Here is a 16,985-nt window from a genome sequence, read left to right as displayed (position 1 = left end):
CCATGAAGCGCGTCCTCATCCTCGTCGAGGGACAGACCGAGGAGACCTTCGTGCGAGACGTGCTGTCACCGCACTTCCTCGCGCGCGGCGTGGCCCTGATACCGAAGCTCCTCGTCACCAAGCGGGTCAAATCCGGAGGCCACTTCAAGGGCGGTGTCGTCAGCTACGCCCAGGTGAAGGGAGACCTGCACCGGCTGCTCGCGGACACCGGTGCCGAACGCATCACGACGATGCTCGACTACTACGGGCTCCCCGAGGAGTTCCCGGGCCTCGCCACCAGGCCCCCGGGTACCGGCTACCAGCGCGTCGCGCACGTCGAGCGGGCCTTCCAGGCGGACCTCTCCCATCCGCGCTTCCTGCCCTACCTCGCGCTGCACGAGTTCGAGGCCCTGCTCTTCACGGACCCGGCGCGCTGCGATTGGATCTTCTCGGACGCACCCGGAACCCTCGAAGGCATGAAGGCCATTCGCGCCAGCGTGGCCTCTCCCGAGGAGATCAACGAGGGCCCGACGACGGCTCCCTCCAAGCGCCTCCTGGGACTCTTTCCCGGATACCAGAAGACCCTGTACGGACCCATGGCCGCGGCGGCGCAAGGGCTCGCCCCGCTGCGCGAGGCATGCCCTCATTTCAACCAGTGGGTGTCGGCACTCGAGGCCCTCTGACCCGAGCCACCGCGCACTCTCACGGGGCCCCGGGTGTCATCCGTGGCGCAGGAGTGTCCTGCTCCACCGGCTCACGCGGCCTCGAGAGGAACTCGCGGACGGCCTCGAGCTTCGGCGCGGTGTCGAGGAACACGTCGAGCGGCACGTCGTACAGCAGGCCCACGTTGAGCACGTGCTTGCAGTAGCCCCAGTGGCCCGTCTCCCAGTACGGGAGGCGCTCGTTGTACACGGCCCGCCCCCACTCGCCCGGAGACAGGCGCAACAGCTCCTCGTGGTGCCCGCCCCGCGCGCTGCCGCTCCCCGGCATGCCCAGCTGGCCATGGTCGAGCAGCACCCGCACGCCCTCCTCCGAGCGCTCCACCCGGAAGGCCTCCACCTCCACGAGGCCCCGGCTCTTGCGCACCTCCGTCCAGTCCCTCGGGGCGAAACGCCGCTGCTCGGAGAAGTACACGTGGTGCAGCAGGAAGGCGCCCTCCTCCGGCTCGCTCCAATCGTCCGGGAGCGTCATCGCCACCGGGGTGGCGTGGCGCGGCTGCCCGTCCCGGGACTCCTTCGTCCACTCGGTCGTGAGCAGCTGGAGGAACAGACCGGAGACGCGCGTGTCCGCCAGAGGCGTGTGTCTGCTTCGGTGCCGGGCCATGGTGTGACTCCCAGACGGGGCGCGTACCCGAAACGCACGAGGGGCCCCCTGCCCTCGCTATTCCCCGGGGACGTGTCCACCCGGCCCTCCCACACTCATCCCAGGTATATCCGCAACGTCCGCAAAGCCAGCAATCCCTCGCGGTCCATTCCCAGACAAACAAACCGTGGGCGTTGAGGGAATGACACTGCGTCCGCCCGCCTTCGGACGCTCGCCCCCCGCGCGCGCTCAGGCCGCGGCCGTGGGGAGTCCGGTCCGCCCGAGCAGGCCGCGCAGGTGCTCGCACAGCTTCGTGGTGCCGCGCACGGCCTCGGGGAAGCCCTCGCCGAAGGTCTGGAAGTTGTGGACCATCTCCGGCCACTCCTCCAGGTGGGCCTGGACGCCCTCGGCACGCGCCTTCTCGACGATGCGGGCCCCGTCGTCGCGCTGCAGCTCCGCGCTGCCCACGTGGACGAATAGCGGCGGCAGCCCCGTCAGGTCCGCGTACCACGGCGAGGCGAGGGGCTCCCGCGCGCTCGCGCTCCCGAGGTACCACTTCGCCCAGTGCAGCAGCATGGCCTTGTCGCCCCAGTCATAGGCGGCGTTCACCTCCACGCTCTCCCCGCCGCACTCGAGGTCCACCCAGGGCGCGATGACCGCGGCGCCCGCGGGCAGCGGCGTGCGCTCGTTCCTCAGCGCCACCAGCGCCGCGAGGGCCAGCCCTCCTCCCGCCGAGTCCCCCGCGAACACCACCCGCTCCGGCTTCACCCCGGTGGACAGCAGCCAGCGGTACGCCGCCACCGTGTCCTCCACCGGCGCGGGGAAGGGGTGCTCGGGCGCCAGCCGGTAGTTGAGCCCCAGCACCTTCGCCCCCGTCCCGAGCGCCAGCCGTGCGATGAGGTCCCCATGCGTGCGCGTGGAGCCGAAGACGTACGAGCCCCCGTGCAGGTACAGCACCACGTCGTCGCTCGCGCCCTCGCGGGGGATGAACCACTCGGCGGGGACTCCGCCCGCGGCCACGGGCTCGCGCTGCACGCGCTTCAGCGCCCGCGACGGCATGGACAGAAGCTCCATCTCCGCGCGCTGCTCGGGCGCCGGCAGGTGGACGACGCGCTCGTTGGTGGCCTTCATGAAGGCCACCGTGGCCTCGTACTTGAAGCTCCACCCGGGCCGCAGCGGGCCCCGCTTCAGGCGCCGCGTGCCCGTGGCGAGGCTCGTGCCCAGCAGCGTCGACAGGATGGTGAGACGTCCCATGTGCTTTCCCCCTGGTGCTCGCAGTGTGCACCAGGGAGCGGCCCTTGGGGGAACGGGTGGACCGGGGGCGAGGGGGTCTAGTGCCTCGTGATGCCCGGCGCGGGGGCCAGCATGCGGGGGCCCAGCCTGTCGCGGTCGTGCTGCGCGAGCAGGTCCACCTGCGGCCCCATCGGGATGATGCGCGAGGGGTTCACCGTGTCCTGGCTCCAGTAGTAGTGCACCTTGATGTGGTCGACGTTCGTCGTCTCCGCGAAGCCCGGCGTCTGGTACAGGTCCAGCAGGTAGTTCCACAGGTTGGGGAAGTCCTGGATGCGCGCCTGGTTGCACTTGAAGTGCGAGTAGTAGACGAGGTCGAAGCGCACCAGCGTCGTGTAGAAGCACACGTCCGCCTCGGTGAGCACCTCGCCGCACAGGTAGCGCTGCCGGTCCAGCACCCGCTCCCAGTGCGCCAGCGCGGTGAAGAGCTCGCGGCACGCCAGCTCGTACGCGCCCTGGTTCTCCGCGAAGCCCGCCTTGTACACGCCGTTGTTCACCGGCTCGTAGAGCGCCTCGATGGTGGCGTCCACCTGCTCGCGCAGCTCCTCGGGGTAGAGCGTCACCGGGTGCTCGGCGAAGGCGTCGAGCTCGGTGTCCAGCATGCGCATCAGCTCGCGCGACTCGTTGTTGACGATGGTCCCCTCGCGCTTGTCCCAGAGCATCGGCACCGTCACGCGGCCCGTGTAGTGCTCGTCCGCGCGCCGGTAGAGCTCGCTCAAGTAGCGCGCCCCGTTGAGCCTGTCCGCGTCCGAGCGCGGGTAGCCCCCGAAGCCCCACCCGTGCCGCCCCATGCGCGGGTCCACCACCGTGAGGCCCACCGCCTTCTCCAGCCCCTTGAGTTTGCGCATCAGCAGCGTGCGCGACGCCCATGGGCAGGCATACGAGACGTAGAGATGGTAGCGGTCCGCCTCCGCCGGGAAGCGCCCTTCCCCGCTCGCCGATACCCATTCATGGAAGCGCGTTCGCGGACGCACGAAGCGTCCGGCCTCGTCCGGGGCGTACCAGTCCGTACGCCATTCTCCGTCCACCAGCATTCCCACGCGTGCTCACCTCCGTGCCGGGAACACTCCGCATGCCGCGCTCGGCGGACAACCGTCAGGGCTTGCTGAAGGGGGGGAACGAGCCCGCCCGCCTGCCCCCCTCGCTCACGCCCGCCCCGCCCCCGAGGGAGGGGGAGCGGCCAGGGCGATCTCTAATTCCTTCTGAAGCGCCCGGGCCTCCTGGAGGTCCACACCGTCCTCCCCGTCGAACCGCGCGAGGATGCGCGACAGCACGCGCTCCGCCGCCCCGGGCCGCCCCGTGTCGCGCAGCAGGCGGCCCAGGTCCACCTTCGCGCGCAGCTCGTACAGGACGGCCCCCTGCTCGCGGGCGATGACGATGGCGCGCAGGTAACACCGCATCGCCTCCCCGTCCCGCCCCAGCCGCCGCAGGCACTCGCCGCGCAGACGGTGCAACCCGGAATCGCTGTTGCGATCCCCCGTCTCCGCGCTCAGGGTCAGCCCCCAACGAATCGCCACCAGGGCGTCCCGGACCTGTCCCAGCTTCAGGTGGACCATCGCGAGCAGGCTCATGTGGAGCGGCATGGCCACGAGAAGACCCGCCCGGCGGGAGTAATCGATGGGCCGCAGCATGATTTCCAGCCCCTCTCGCGGCCGTCCCAGCTCGGCCAGGGCCCAGCCGCGCAGCATCGTCGCCCACTCGCGCCACCACACGAAGCCGCGCGTCCTGGCGAGCTCGATGATCTGCTCCGCCAGCCGCAACACTTCCGGCGCCTCCCGGTGAGCGACGCAGGCCAGGGCCGTGAAGAGCTGCGTATAGGCCGTGGTGTAGGGATGGCCCACGCGCCCGGCCATCGCCAGCGCCTCCTGGATGAAGCGCCGCGACTCCCCCATCCGGCCGAGCAACGCCCGCACGAGGGCGCCATAGGCCAGCGCCGTCGTCTTGGGCTCGAGCCAGTATTGCTCGGCGAGCGCCCGCTGCTCCTCGAGGGTGAAGTCGGCGCGGGACAGGGCGCGCTCCAGGCACTCCAGGGCCTCGGGCTGCCGTCCCGTGCAGCAGTGGGTGCTCGCCAGGGTACGGTGGCCCAGGACCCACAGCCCCCGGTGCCCGTGGCGCCGCCCCAGGTCCACGAGCCGCTCCGCCAGCTCCTGCGCCCGTGGGTATTCAGCTCGCGCGAAGTAATAGCTGATGGGCGACCACCACAGCAGCTCGAGCCGCGGCAACGCCTCCCCCACCTGCCCGATGAGCTCGCGGATGCGCGCGTACATCCGCTCCACCTCGGGCGCGAAATAGCCCTGGGCCTGCATCATCGCCACGCCCAGGAGCATGCGGATCCGCAGCTCCTCGTGGAGGCGGGAGTCCCCCTCCGGCAGGGAAGGCAACAGCTCCATCGCCCGGGAGAGATGGCCGCGCGCCTCCTGGCCCGCCATGCGCTCGACGCCGCGCCGTCCCGCCCTCACCCAGTATTCGAGCGCCAGCGCGTGCTCCCCCGCCTCGGTGAAGTGGTGCGCGAGCACCTCGGGGCGCTCCTCGCACAGCTGGGGAAGGTGCTCGGCCTGGACCCGGGCGATGCGCCCGTGGTGACGCCGCCGCGCGCTCCGGGACAGCGACTGGTACGCGGCCTCCTGGAAGAGCGCGTGCCGGAAGAGGTACCCGGGCTGCCCATGCCACACCTGCTCCTGGAGCAGCCCCGCCTCCACCAGCCCGGCGAAGTCGCGCCGCAGCGTGGCCTCCTCGCGCCCGGCCAGCTTCCTCAACAGCATGAAGCAGAAGCCCCGCCCCACCACCGCGCACAGCTGCGCCAGGGCCTTCTGGCGCGAGGGCAGCAGATCCAACCGGGCCAGCAGCAGCTCGTGCAGGGTGAGGGGGATGGACGCCGAGGCCCCTTCCTCCAGCCGCAGGCGCGTCATCTCCTCGATGAAGAGGGGGATGCCGTCCGTCGTCCCCACCAGCGCCCGCACCGTGTCCTCCGGCAGCTCGCGCTCTCCGGCGACCTCCCGCACCAGCGCCGTGGCGAGCGCGGCCGGCAGCCGCTCCAGCTCCACGCGGTGGAACCCGGCGCGCAGGGCGCCCTCCTGCTGGAATTCCTCCGGACGCGCGCTGAGCACGACGAGGAGCCTCGCGCTCCCGGCCCGCTCCTGGAGCATCCCCAGCAACTCGAGCAGGCACGAGTCGGCCCAGTGCACGTCCTCGATGACCAGGAGCACCGGCGCCCTCCCGCGAGCCAGCTGCACGAGGATGCGCGCCAGGGCCTCGAAACCCTTCTCCCGGGCGCGCTCGGGGGTGAGCTGGCGGACCGGGGAGTCCTCGGGGATGGGCAGGGCCAGCCGCGCGCCCAGCAGGTGCAGGTCCTCCCGGGACAGCTCCACCCACTGGACCAGCGCCTCCAGCCTCTCCAGGCGCCGGGCCGGGGAGTCCTCCGGGGCGAGGCCCGTCACCAGCTGCAGCAGCTCGGCGCACGGGTGCGGGGCTTGCGCGCAGAAGCGGGACCAGCACTGCACCTGCAGCAGGAGGTCCGGCGGCGCCACCCGCTCGCACAGCGCCTCGATGAGCCGGGACTTGCCCAGGCCCGCCTCGCCGCTCACCAGGACGAAGGCGCCCTGCCCCCGCCGCGCCTCCTCCCAGCGCTTCAGCAGCCACGCCCGCTCGCGCTCGCGTCCCAGCAGGTGCGAGAGCCGCCCGGCCACGCGCGAGCGCTCGAAGCGTGAGGCCACCTCGCGCGCGCCCCGCACGCGGTGGGCCTCCAGCCGCACGCTCCCCGAGAGTCCCTCGAAGACACCCTCCCCGAGCGGCTCGGCCAGGAATGAGCCCCGCACGAGCCGCCACGTGCTGTCGCTGACGGCCACGCCCCCGGGCCCTGCCCTGCGCGAGAGCCACGCGGCCACCTTCGGCGCCTCGCCCTGGAGCCGCGCGCCCACCGCCATCAGCTCCGTGTGGACGCCCGCGCGCACGGCCAGGCCGGAGAGGGGCAGGTGCGGCAACCGGCGCTGGAGCGAGTCGCGCAGCTCCCGGGTGAGCTCGAGCGCCGCGCGCACCGCGTGATCCGCGTCGTCCTCCCGGCCCTGACTCCACCCGAAGCACGCGAGCACCTCGCCGCCGAGGGACAGGGCCACCGTGCCCCCGTGCCGCTCGAGGCGCTCCACGCACGACTCGTGGAAGGCCAACTCCAGCTCGCTCACGTCCTCGGTGTCGAGCGGCGCTCCCCCTTCCGCGAGCCCCAGGAGCTGGCAGGACACGAGCGACACCTGACGGCGCTGGGGCTCGGCGGAGCTCGCGCGTCCCGCGTGCCCGGCCCCGAAGAGACGCCCGCGCAGCTCCCGCACCTCCTCGCGCAGCTCCAGGGCCGAGGAGAAACGCCGGGCCGGCTCGCGCGCCAACGCGGTGGCCAGCAACAGCGCCACCCGCCGCGGCACCTCCGGGCGGCGCACGCGGATGGAGGGCACGGGCAGCGGAGACGTCACCCGCTCGCGCAGCTGCGACAGCGTGTCGGCCCGGAAGGGCGTCTCGCCGGTGAGCAGCTCGTACAGCACCACGCCGGCCGCCCAGAGGTCGGTGCGCGCGTCCTGCGGCTCGCCGAGCCACTGCTCCGGCGCCATGTACGCCGGCGTGCCGCCCTCGGGCTGCAGCTCGGAGCGCACCGGCTCCACGGCGAGGTGGGACAGGCCGAAGTCCAGCAGCTTCACCTCGCCCCGCCGGGTGAGGAAGACATTGCCGGGCTTGAGGTCGCGGTGGACGATGCCCCGCTCGTGCGCGTGCGCCAGGCCCGAGGCGATGGCCTCGAGAATCTCCAGCGCGCGCGGGAGCCCGGGACGCTCGCGCCGCAGCAGCCCGGCGAGCGACTCCCCCTCCAGACACTCCATCACCAGGAAGGGCACCGGCGGCTGTCCGGGCACACGGCTCCACTGGGCCACGTCGAAGATGCGGACGATGTCCTCGTGGTCGAGCCGCGCCACGGCCCTCGCCTCGGCGAGCGCCAGCGCCTCGAAGCCCGAGCGGGGCAGCAGGAACTTGAGGGCCACCTCGCGCCGCAGCGTCGTGTCTCGCGCGCGGAACACCTGCCCCATGCCGCCGCGGCCCATGGACGCCAGTACCTCGAAGCGCCGGCCGTCCGCGCCCCCGAGCCACTCCCCGGGGACCGGCAACCGGGACGACGGCTCGGCGTGGAGCACTTCCTTCAGGAACGAGTCCCCATAATCGGATTCCAACCGGGAGCCCTCGGCGGCTTCGCGCACGTTCGTGGGAGCCCACGCATGCACGTCGTCCTGGAATGCCCGGCTGCTCATCGCCACCCCCTGACCGCTTCCGCGGCCGCACCGCGCCATGGAGAAGGAGTGACGGGGGCCGGAACGTGAGGGATGAAACGCCGTGAAACACTTCCGGGCGCGTCCGCTCGCTACCCGACCTCACGAGTGCCCTGCATCCGACGCTGGCACGCGGTCTGCAAAAACCCGCATGAAACCGACCGGGCTCCAATGAGAGGACTCGGGTGTTGCAAGGGACACGGGTTGCCCCGCCGGGGCAGGAGGAAGCGATGAGCGAGTCGGTGACCGAGCACGTCCGAGAGAATCCGGTGAAGGCGCCGGTGGCCCGGGTCCCGGGCACCGAGCGGCACCGGGTCGTCATCATCGGAGGAGGGACGGCGGGCATCTCCGTGGCGGCGAGGCTGGCGCTCGCGGGCCAGAAGGACGTAGCCATCATCGAGCCCAGCCAGCACCACTACTACCAGCCGCTCTGGACGCTGGTGGGCGCGGGCGAGGCGCGTGTCGAGGACACCATCCGCGACGAGGCCCGCTACATCCCCCGGGGCGTGACGTGGCTCCAGGACTGGGCCGAGGAGATTGATCCGGTCGCCCGGGCGGTGAGCACGCGGGGCGGCAAGCGCGTCGAGTACGACTACCTCGTGGTGGCGCCCGGCATCCAGCTGGACTGGGACAAGGTGCGGGGCCTGCGCGAGGCGCTCGAGCAGCGGCCCAACGTCTCGAGCAACTACGACGTGCGCTACGCGCCCAAGACGTGGGAGATGATTCGCGCCTTCAAGGGCGGCACGGCGCTCTTCACCCACCCGGCCACTCCGGTGAAGTGCGCGGGCGCGCCGCAGAAGATCATGTACCTGGCCTCGGACCATTTCCGGAAGCAGGGCCTCTCGGACCAGGCGCACGTCATCTTCGCCTCGGCGGGCAAGACCCTCTTCGGGGTGAAGGAGTTCGCCGCGGTGCTCGAGCAGGTGGTGAAACGCTACGGCATCGACACGCGCTACCAGCACAACCTCGTCGAGGTGCGCGGGGAGAAGAACGAGGCCGTCTTCACGTGCGCCCAGGCGGACGGGGGCACCGCGGAGGTGGTCATCCCCTATGAGCTCCTCCACGTGTGCCCACCGCAGAGCGCGCCGGACTTCATCAAGCGCAGCCCGCTGGCCTGGCAGGACGGGGGCACGAAGGGCTGGGTGAAGGCGAACAAGTACACGATGCAGCACCCGGACTACCCGGAGGTATTCGCGCTGGGGGACGCCTCGGACCTGCCCACCTCGCGCACGGGGGCGGCCATCCGCAAGCAGGCGCCGGTGCTGGTGGAGAACCTGCTCGCTGTCATGGCCGGGCGCGTGCCCACCGCGAAGTACGACGGCTACGCGTCCTGCCCGCTCACCACCGGCTACGGCAAGCTGCTGCTCGCCGAGTTCGACTACGACGGCAAGCCCACCCCCAGCCTCCCGCTCATCGACACCCTCAAGGAGCGGCGCGACATGTGGCTGCTCAAGAAGTACGGGCTGCCCCAGCTGTACTGGAAGCTGATGTTGCGCGGCCGGGCCTGACCCCTCCGGCGTGATTTTCCCGCAACTGGTACGACCATCGGACCAGTTGGCGGAAAACGCGGCCGGGAGGGGCTATGAAACGGGGCGAAACACCCTGTTTCACCCACCCGGCCGCCCATGCCCACCTCGCGCCCCCCGCCATCCGCTGGCTCCCCGCTCGTGCTTCCCGCCCTGGAGGCACTGGCGGGCCCCGTGCTCGTCCTCGACGCGCAGCAGCGCGTGTCGGCCGCCACCCCCGAGGCACATGAGCGCCTGGGGGCCACCGCCGTCCGGACGGGAACACCGCTGCCGGAGGCACTGGCGCTGACCGAGGGAACGCGGGGACTGGAGGCGCTGCTGCACCACGGGCGCCAGGTGGAGGCCACGGTGCGCGCTGGCGGGCAGGTGCACGTGATGCAGGTGCGGGCCCTCGCCCTGGAGCAGGGCGCGAGGCGGCTCGGGTGGGTGGTGCTGCTCGGCGCGGAGACGGAGGCCGAGGGCCCCGGGGACTCGGCCGAGGAGACGTTTCACGGCATGTGGACGCGCGATGCGGGGATGAAACGCCTCTTCCGCATCGTGGAGAAGGTGGCACGCACCGAGTCCAGCGTGCTGGTGCGAGGCGAGTCGGGCACGGGCAAGGAGCTGGTGGCCAACGCGCTGCACGCCATCTCCGAGCGGCGCAAGGGGCCCTTCCGAGCCATCAACTGCGCCGCGCTGCCGCCGAGCCTCCTGGAGAGCGAGCTGTTCGGCCACGTGCGAGGCGCCTTCACGGGAGCGGTGCGGGACAGTCCGGGCCACTTCCGGCTCGCGGATGGAGGCACGCTCTTCCTGGACGAGGTGGGGGAGATTCCACTGGAGCTCCAGGGCAAGCTGCTGCGGGTGCTGGAGACACACACGGTGATTCCGGTGGGCGGGCGCTCGCCGGTGCCGGTGAACGTGCGCATCGTCGCGGCCACCCATCGGCCACTGCGGCGCGAGGTGGAGGCGGGCCGCTTCCGGGCGGACCTGATGTACCGGCTGCGCGTGGTGCCGCTCTTCCTGCCCTCGCTGCGCGAGCGCCGGGGCGACGTTCTCCCCCTGGCGAGGCGCTTCCTCGACGAGCTGCAACAGAGCGGGACGCGGCACGTGGAGCGCTTCTCGCCGGGAGCGAGGAGGCTGCTGGAGTCGCATGGCTGGCCGGGCAACGTGCGCGAGCTGCGCAACGTGATGGAGTACGCCTACGTCATCGGCGAGGGCCCCGTGTTGCACGAGGCCGACCTGCCGCCCGAGTTCTCCGAGCCGCGCCCGCCGGAGAACCCCGCCGTACCCGTGCCGGCACCGAGGTCCCCCCCACCCCCGTCCCCGAGCCTTCCCAGCGAGAACCTGGATCCGGCCGAGCTGAAGGCGGCACTGGCGCGGGCGGGAGGAAACCGGACGGAGGCCGCCCGGATGCTGGGCATCAGCCGGGTGACGCTGTGGCGCCGCCTGAAGGCCGCGGGAAACACCCCGAAACGCTGAACCGTTTCAAACCGTTCCAGGGTGTTTCAAACCGTTTCACCCCGTTCCCAAGCTCCATCCCAAAGCCCACTCCCTCGCCCTCCGGGAGAGGGCCGGGGTGAGGGTATCGAGGGTCCCGGGTTCGTCTCGCCGCCCTGGCACGGGGCTCGCAATGAGCCCGGGCATGCTCTTCCGGCAACTCTTCGACGCCGAGACGTGGACGTACACCTACCTCATCGCGGACGAGACGACGCGCGAAGCGGCGCTCATCGACCCGGTGGCCGAGCAGGTGGAGCGGGACCTGAAGGTGGTGGGGGAGCTGGGCCTGAAGCTGGTGCTGGTGCTGGAGACGCACGTGCACGCGGACCACGTGACGGGAGCGGGCCGGCTGCGCGAGCTGACGGGGGCGCGGGTGGCGGCGAGTCCCTCGGGGGCGCCGTGCGTGGACCGGCAGGTGCGGGACGGCGAGGAGCTCGCGCTGGGAGGCCTGCGCATCCAGGTGCTCGCGACGCCGGGGCACACGGACGACAGCCTGAGCTACCGGGTGGGCACGAGGCTCTTCACGGGGGACGCGCTGCTCATCCGCGCCTGCGGGCGCACGGACTTCCAGAACGGCGACGCGGGCCAGCTCTACGACTCCATCACGGAGAAGCTCTTCACGCTGCCCGAGGAGACCGAGGTGTATCCGGGCCACGACTACGCGGGCCTGACGGTGAGCACCATCGGCGAGGAGAAGCGCCACAACCCGCGGCTGGCGGGCCGGAGCCGCGAGGAATTCATCGCGTTCATGAACAACCGCAAGCTGGAGCCGCCCAAGAAGCTGGACATCGCGGTGCCGGCCAATCGCGCCTGCGGCAAGCCGGCGGTGCAGCAGGCCACGGCCTGAGCCAGGGACACGGGGACACACGATGAGCGCACTGTACGAGCAGGGCACGCCGCGGGCGGAGGGCTACCGGGACGTGGAGGTGAAGGCGCTGGCGGCGGCGCTGGACTCGGCGAGGCGGGTGGACGTGCGGGAGCCCTCCGAGTTCGACGGGATTCTCGGCCACATCGCGGGCACGGAGCTCGTCCCGCTGCGCACGGTGGAGGAGGCCGCCGCGCGTTGGCCTCGCGACGCGGAGCTGGTGGTGGTGTGCCGCTCCGGAGGGCGCTCGGCGAAGGCGGCCGCGCAGCTGGCGCGCCAGGGCTTCTCGCGGGTGATGAACCTGAGCGGGGGCATGCTGGCGTGGAACGAGGCGGGCCTGCCCGTGGCGCGCGAGGCACCCGAGCCCCGGCTCACCGTGAAGGACGTCCTCGACACGCTGAGCGCGCGCACGCGGGAGCTCGGCGGAGAGCTTCCCGCCTGGAGTGGCCCGCCCACGCACGCGCGGCTGCTGTCGCTGCTCGAGCAGGTGCAGGCGCCCGGTCAGGTGGCGGTGAGGGACGCGAGCGCCTTCGCGCAGGTGCTGCGCGAGTGCCGGGACCTGCTCGCGGTGGCCCGGGCGGAAGCGAGCGCGGGATGATGGCGCTCGGCATCGCCGCGTCGCTGCTCATCGGGGTGTCGCTGGGGCTGCTGGGCGGCGGCGGCTCCATCCTCACGGTGCCCCTGCTGGTGTACGTGCTCGGCGTCGAGCCGAAGACGGCCATCGCCATGTCGCTGCTGGTGGTGGGGGTGACGAGCGCCTCGGCGGCGGTGGTGCACGCGCGGGCCGGCCGGGTGTGCTGGCGCACGGCCTTTCTCTTCGGCGCGGGAGGCATGTCCGGCGCGTTCCTCGGAGGACGGGGCGCGCGGTTGCTCCCGCCGGGCCTGCTGCTGCTGCTCTTCTCCGGCGTCATGGTGGCGGCCGCCGTGGCCATGCTCCGGCGCAAGGAGGCCCCGGGCACGCCGTCCGTCCCGGAGCCCGCGCACTTCCCGGTGTGGCGCGTGCTCGCGCAGGGCGTGGGCGTGGGCGTGCTGTCGGGGCTCGTGGGCGCGGGGGGCGGCTTCCTCATCGTGCCCGCGCTCGTGCTGGTGGGGCTGCCCACGCCGGTGGCCATGGCCACCTCGCTCGTCGTCATCTCGCTGCAGTGCCTCGCGGGACTGCTCGGGCACCTGGGCCACGTCCAGCTGCCCTGGGGACTCACCGCCGCGGTGATTGGCACCGCCGTCAGTGGCAGCTTCCTCGGTGGGCGCCTCGCGGGCCGCGTCTCCCCGGCCACGCTGCGCAAGGGCTTCGCCGTGTTGGTGCTCGGCATCGCCTGCTTCATGCTCGTGAAGCAGCTGCCGCCCCCGGTGAAGGAGCAGCTCGCCCCGCTGCTCGCCACCCCGTGGCCGTGGGTGGTGCTCCTGGGCATGGTGGGCGCCGTCGCCCTGCCCTACACGCTGCTGGGGCGGAGCCACGCGGGCCGGCCGGGCTCGGGCCGGCACTGAGCGAATCCCCTACCGCTCGCACGCCCGGTGGCTCCACGGCGGCACCCTCGACGTGCGCCCCACGCCGGGCCGAGGCGCGCCCTCACACGCGGAAGCTGGTGGCCACCTGCTTGAGCCGCTCCAGCGTGGTGTTCACCTGCACCACCGCCTCCTCGGCGTTCATCGTCGACTCCACCACGTCGCCCATCATCTGCGACAGCGTCGTCATCACCTCGGTCATCTGCCCGATGCCCGCGTTCTGCTGCGTCACCGAGGCCACTATCTGCTTGGCGGCCTGGCTGCTCTCGTGCACCACGGTGGTGATTTCGCGCAGCCGGTCCGCCGAGGTGAGCACCTGCGTAATCCCCGCCTCCATCTGCTGGCTGTCCTGCTCGGCGATGGACACCGCGCGGCGGATGGCCTGGTTGATTTCCAGCAGGATTTTGCCGATGCGCTGGGTGCTCTGCACGGACTGGCCGCTGAGCGCTCGCATCTCCCGCGCCACCACCGCGAAGCCCCGCCCCTCCTCGCCCGCGCGCGCCGCCTCGATGGTGGCGTTGAGCGCCAGCACGTTGGACTGGTCCGCCAGGTCCCGCACGCTGCCGATGATTTCTCCCGCGCGCGCCGCCTGCTCGGACAGGTGCGCCACGCTGCGCATCAGCGCCTCCACGCGCTCGCGCAGCTGCCGCAGCCCCTGCGCGCTGCTCTCGATGGAGTTGCGCCCCGACACGCTGAAGGCATCCGCCTGCGCCGCCACCCGCAGCACCATCTCCGCCCGGCTCGCCGCCAGGTTGGACGTCTGGGCGATCTCCGTCATCGTCGTGCCCGCCTCGGACAGGCTGCGCGACTGGTGGCTGAGGAACGCGAGCTGGCGCTTGCTCGCCTCGGTGAGCAGCGCCACGGCCTGCGTCAGCTCATTCACCACGCCCTCGAGCGTCACCGGCACGGTGCGCAGCCGCGTCACCAGCGCGTTGATGCCCCGCGCCAGCTGGCCCAGCTCGTCGCTCGAGTCCACGTCGAGCTGCTGGGTGAGGTCTCCCTCGGTGGCGATGCGCGTCGTCACCTCGGTGAGCCGGGTGAGCGGCCCCACCACGCCCCGCGTCACCCAGGCCGACAGCCCCCCCAACACCAGGATGCACAGCACCCCCAGGGAGAGCACCCAGCGCTGGCGCCAGTGCTGCAACTCCGTCATCTCGTCGAAGGATTGCTCCAGCTCGGCCTGGGCCCACTCGCCCGAGCCGCGCAGCAGCTGCTGCAACGTGGCGTGGCGCTCGAGCGCCTGCGCGAAGGCCGCCTCCGCGCCCGGCGCTCCCCGCGCCGCCAGCTCCACCGAGCGTTGGGCCTGGGCACCGAACGCCGCGAGCGCCTCGCGCAGTGACTGGAGCCGCGAGGCCTCCATCACCGGGTTCTGCTCCGCGTGCGCCAGCTCCTCCTGGAAGTCCCGCATCCGCTCGTGCAGGGCCGCCAGGCGGGAGACCTCGCGCGCCTGGTACGCCTCGCGCACGTCCCACTTGAGCGAGGACGCCATCGCATCCAGGCTCCGCAGCGAGGCGAGTGCCGGGGTGTAGCCGATGACGATGCGCGTGCCCACCCGCGCGGCGCCCTGGCCCACCATCACCGACAGCACGAGGATGGCCAGCAGGAAGACGGTGGCCACCAGGGGCAGGAGCGACACCTTCTGCCTGAACGTCATCGCCCCCCCCTCCCGAGAACACGGCCGGGGAGGCCTCCCAGACTCGGAGGCGTGCAACGCCTGGACATGGCTCTCCTTCATCAGCGGGCCGGGGTGGCTCCGCGCTCACCACGGGCGGCGAGGGACACCGCCGCACGGCCCCGAGAATACCCCGGAAGCGCTCCCCGGGCGCGTACGGCCCACCGCCTGGAGGTTCCCCTCCCCCCGGGGCGACGGTGACCCGGCCCGTCTCGTCATGGGCTCCTCCGCCTGGAGGGGGGGCGGCCGGGCGGGAGGGGGGCCTACGCGGGTGCGTCCTCGCGGCGGACGCCCTCGATGGAGAGGGCGAAGTCGGCGCCAAAGGCCTGGGCGGGGGTGAAGGCGCCGCGCCGTTCGCTGGCGAGCACCTCCTCCACGGCGCGCACGGTGGACTTCGCGGTGAAGGCATAGCCCTCGGGCGTCTGCAGCCACGCCGCCACGCGCCGGCCGTCCGGAGCGCGGGCCTCGGCCCACACCTGGCTGTAGCCCGTCTGGCGCAGCTGCTCGTCCGGGCCGCGCACGTTGGACTCGACGAGCCGGGCCAGCCGTCCGCGCACCGCGTCCACGGCCAGCAGCCGCCGGAGCACGGGGAAGGTGAAGCGCAGCGCGTGGGCCACGGCGGCCGATTGGGCCATGTAGGTGGTGATGTGGGGAATGCCGGTGGAGTGCCAGGCCGTCACGAGGTCGCCCCAGGGGATGGGCATGACGGTGCGCTCCTGGTCGAGGAAGCGCACCTGGCGCACGCCCTTGCCCATGGGCCAGGGGCGCAGGTGGCCACCGCGGCGCACGAAGCCGCCGGAGGGCAGGCCCTCGAGGGCGGACTTGGTGGTGCCAGCGCTCGCCTGGGAGACGACGGCGATGGCCAGGTCCAGCTCGTGGGCGCCGGGGAGCTTGTCGGCGACGTAGCGGGCGAGACAGTCGGTGGGCACCACGTCGAAGCCCACGCCGGACATGAGCACCACGCCGCGGTCCTTCGCCTCGGCGTCGTGGCGGAAGGTGTTCTCGAAGACGGGAATCTCGCCGGTGATGTCGAGGTAGTGCGCGCCGGCGGAGAGACAGGCCTGCACCATGGGCTCGCTGGTGTGCACGAAGGGGCCGGCGGCGTGCACCACGAGGGGCAGGCCCTGGAGGGCGGACACCAGGCCGCGCGCATCGTCGAGCCCCACGGCGACGGACTCGAGGCCGAGCCGGGAGGCCAGGGGCGCGAGCTTCTCGCGCGAGCGGCCCGCCAGCACGGGCCGGTGCCCGCGGCGCACCGCCTCCTCGGCGATGAGGACACCGGTGTAGCCGGTGGCGCCATACAGCAACCAACGGGGGGGCGTGTTCGTCGGAGGATTCACGAGGCGGCACCCTATGCCATGGGGCGGAAACGTTCAGCCCTGCAAACTCCACCGGTGGACACCTGGAGTCCGCGTTGGGGTGCCATGGACACTGGGCCTCCCCGTTCAGCCGGGCCGCGATGGGAGGCGGACATGCCGTACGACAGCCTCGTCCGAGCGGGGTGGGTGCTCGTGAGCAGCGTGCTCCTCGGGGCCTGTGCGAGCGCTCCGGTTCGCGGCACCTCGTTGGGCTACACCCTCGACTCGCCCTCCGCCGCCTGCCGGCACAGCCTCTCCGCCTGCATCGCGCTCTACGGGAAGGAGGTGGCCTCCGTCAGCGCCGTGCTGCGGGTGGCGCTCGACAGGACGACAAGAGACTCCATCGACAAGGCACTCGCCGAATGCGCCGACCTGGCCCGCTCGGAGGTTCTCCTGCGGCACCAGGGGGATTTCGAAGGACTGTCTCCCAACGCCGACGAATGCAATGAGCTCGCGAAGAACGCGAAGCGCAAGGGCATGACGTGGGCCATGCAGCTCGGCACGGAGATGCACGAGGTGGCCCTGGAATGCGCCGGGCAGCGGCTGAGCGAGCTGCGGCCGAATGGATTCAGCCTGGAGCCGCGTTATCGCTACGACACGAAAACGGGACGTTGGAAGCGGGTCAGCCCCGAGGAGGAACGGGCCCTGGAGGAGTCAGGAAACATCGGCTAGTTGAAGGGCTCGCTCAAACCCGACGTGGTCATCCACCAGGGT

Annotated in this window: 13 protein-coding genes; 7 read left to right on the top strand and 6 right to left on the bottom strand. The window is 72.1% G+C overall.

All coding sequences use genetic code 11. The annotated features are described in order from the left end of the window. Positions 1–2 precede the first annotated feature (2 nt). Entirely contained in the window at positions 3–662 is a 660-nt protein-coding gene (locus ACJ8AN_RS09115; RefSeq protein WP_407754874.1) for a DUF4276 family protein, read from the top strand. A 19-nt stretch (positions 663–681) separates the two neighbouring features. On the opposite strand, the gene ACJ8AN_RS09110 is transcribed toward ACJ8AN_RS09115, so the two are convergent. The 4 genes from ACJ8AN_RS09110 to ACJ8AN_RS09095 form a co-directional block, all read right to left on the bottom strand. Next, complete coding sequence (locus ACJ8AN_RS09110; protein WP_407754873.1) at positions 682–1,302, bottom strand: hypothetical protein; 621 nt, start codon at positions 1,300–1,302, stop codon at positions 682–684. 228 nt (positions 1,303–1,530) lie between these two features. Beyond that, complete coding sequence (locus ACJ8AN_RS09105) at positions 1,531–2,535, bottom strand: alpha/beta hydrolase (protein ID WP_407754872.1); 1,005 nt, start codon at positions 2,533–2,535, stop codon at positions 1,531–1,533. A gap of 77 nt (positions 2,536–2,612) precedes the next feature. After that, the gene (locus ACJ8AN_RS09100) at positions 2,613–3,605 is read right to left on the bottom strand and encodes a glutathione S-transferase family protein (RefSeq protein ID WP_407754928.1); all 993 of its coding nucleotides are present in this window, start codon (positions 3,603–3,605) and stop codon (positions 2,613–2,615) included. Between the two features lie 111 nt (positions 3,606–3,716). Further along, positions 3,717–7,853 carry a protein kinase domain-containing protein gene (locus ACJ8AN_RS09095; protein ID WP_407754871.1) on the bottom strand — a complete coding sequence of 1,379 codons (4,137 nt, stop codon included), beginning with the start codon at positions 7,851–7,853 and terminating at the stop codon, positions 3,717–3,719. Positions 7,854–8,101: 248 nt separating this feature from the next. On the opposite strand from ACJ8AN_RS09095, the gene ACJ8AN_RS09090 reads away from it, so the two are divergent. The 5 genes from ACJ8AN_RS09090 to ACJ8AN_RS09070 all read left to right on the top strand — a co-directional run bounded on the left by ACJ8AN_RS09090 (position 8,102) and on the right by ACJ8AN_RS09070 (position 13,223). After that, on the top strand, positions 8,102–9,379 hold the full coding sequence (locus ACJ8AN_RS09090) for an FAD-dependent oxidoreductase (protein ID WP_407754870.1): 1,278 nt from the start codon (positions 8,102–8,104) through the stop codon (positions 9,377–9,379). A gap of 117 nt (positions 9,380–9,496) precedes the next feature. Further along, positions 9,497–10,855: a sigma-54 interaction domain-containing protein gene (locus ACJ8AN_RS09085; protein WP_407754869.1), complete on the top strand. Its 1,359-nt coding sequence runs from the start codon at positions 9,497–9,499 to the stop codon at positions 10,853–10,855. A gap of 163 nt (positions 10,856–11,018) precedes the next feature. Then, complete coding sequence (locus ACJ8AN_RS09080) at positions 11,019–11,720, top strand: MBL fold metallo-hydrolase (protein ID WP_407754868.1); 702 nt, start codon at positions 11,019–11,021, stop codon at positions 11,718–11,720. Between the two features lie 22 nt (positions 11,721–11,742). Then, on the top strand, positions 11,743–12,336 hold the full coding sequence (locus tag ACJ8AN_RS09075; protein ID WP_407754867.1) for a rhodanese-like domain-containing protein: 594 nt from the start codon (positions 11,743–11,745) through the stop codon (positions 12,334–12,336). Continuing rightward, a complete protein-coding gene (locus ACJ8AN_RS09070) occupies positions 12,333–13,223 on the top strand; it encodes a sulfite exporter TauE/SafE family protein (RefSeq protein WP_407754866.1) in 891 nt (296 codons plus the stop codon). The genes ACJ8AN_RS09075 and ACJ8AN_RS09070 overlap by 4 nt, the downstream gene beginning before the upstream one ends. 82 nt (positions 13,224–13,305) lie before the next feature. Here the strand turns inward: ACJ8AN_RS09070 and ACJ8AN_RS09065 are convergent, their stop codons facing one another. Both ACJ8AN_RS09065 and ACJ8AN_RS09060 read right to left on the bottom strand, forming a co-directional pair. After that, positions 13,306–14,895, bottom strand: coding sequence for a methyl-accepting chemotaxis protein (locus ACJ8AN_RS09065; RefSeq protein WP_407754865.1), 1,590 nt, complete (start codon positions 14,893–14,895; stop codon positions 13,306–13,308). Positions 14,896–15,176: 281 nt separating this feature from the next. Then, positions 15,177–16,253: a saccharopine dehydrogenase family protein gene (locus ACJ8AN_RS09060; protein WP_407754864.1), complete on the bottom strand. Its 1,077-nt coding sequence runs from the start codon at positions 16,251–16,253 to the stop codon at positions 15,177–15,179. Between the two features lie 132 nt (positions 16,254–16,385). Here ACJ8AN_RS09060 and ACJ8AN_RS09055 point away from each other — a divergent pair, with 132 nt between their 5' ends. Then, positions 16,386–16,943: a hypothetical protein gene (locus ACJ8AN_RS09055; RefSeq protein ID WP_407754863.1), complete on the top strand. Its 558-nt coding sequence runs from the start codon at positions 16,386–16,388 to the stop codon at positions 16,941–16,943. The last annotated feature ends 42 nt before the right edge of the window (positions 16,944–16,985 follow it).

Source organism: Archangium sp. (assembly GCF_045802675.1).
In the GTDB taxonomy this organism is placed as follows: Bacteria; Myxococcota; Myxococcia; order Myxococcales; family Myxococcaceae; genus Archangium.
Note: the sequence above shows the minus strand (reverse complement) of the source record. Positions and strands in the feature narration are given on the sequence as shown.

Bases quoted from the DNA above. Each gene is read 5' to 3' on its own strand.
- ACJ8AN_RS09115 (WP_407754874.1), top strand. From the start codon at position 3: ATGAAGCGCGTCCTCATCCTCGTCGAGGGACAGACCGAGGAGACCTTC.
- ACJ8AN_RS09110 (WP_407754873.1), bottom strand. From the start codon at position 1,302: ATGGCCCGGCACCGAAGCAGACACACGCCTCTGGCGGACACGCGCGTC.
- ACJ8AN_RS09105 (WP_407754872.1), bottom strand. From the start codon at position 2,535: ATGGGACGTCTCACCATCCTGTCGACGCTGCTGGGCACGAGCCTCGCC.
- ACJ8AN_RS09100 (WP_407754928.1), bottom strand. From the start codon at position 3,605: ATGCTGGTGGACGGAGAATGGCGTACGGACTGGTACGCCCCGGACGAG.
- ACJ8AN_RS09095 (WP_407754871.1), bottom strand. From the start codon at position 7,853: ATGAGCAGCCGGGCATTCCAGGACGACGTGCATGCGTGGGCTCCCACG.
- ACJ8AN_RS09090 (WP_407754870.1), top strand. From the start codon at position 8,102: ATGAGCGAGTCGGTGACCGAGCACGTCCGAGAGAATCCGGTGAAGGCG.
- ACJ8AN_RS09085 (WP_407754869.1), top strand. From the start codon at position 9,497: ATGCCCACCTCGCGCCCCCCGCCATCCGCTGGCTCCCCGCTCGTGCTT.
- ACJ8AN_RS09080 (WP_407754868.1), top strand. From the start codon at position 11,019: ATGCTCTTCCGGCAACTCTTCGACGCCGAGACGTGGACGTACACCTAC.
- ACJ8AN_RS09075 (WP_407754867.1), top strand. From the start codon at position 11,743: ATGAGCGCACTGTACGAGCAGGGCACGCCGCGGGCGGAGGGCTACCGG.
- ACJ8AN_RS09070 (WP_407754866.1), top strand. From the start codon at position 12,333: ATGATGGCGCTCGGCATCGCCGCGTCGCTGCTCATCGGGGTGTCGCTG.
- ACJ8AN_RS09065 (WP_407754865.1), bottom strand. From the start codon at position 14,895: ATGACGTTCAGGCAGAAGGTGTCGCTCCTGCCCCTGGTGGCCACCGTC.
- ACJ8AN_RS09055 (WP_407754863.1), top strand. From the start codon at position 16,386: ATGCCGTACGACAGCCTCGTCCGAGCGGGGTGGGTGCTCGTGAGCAGC.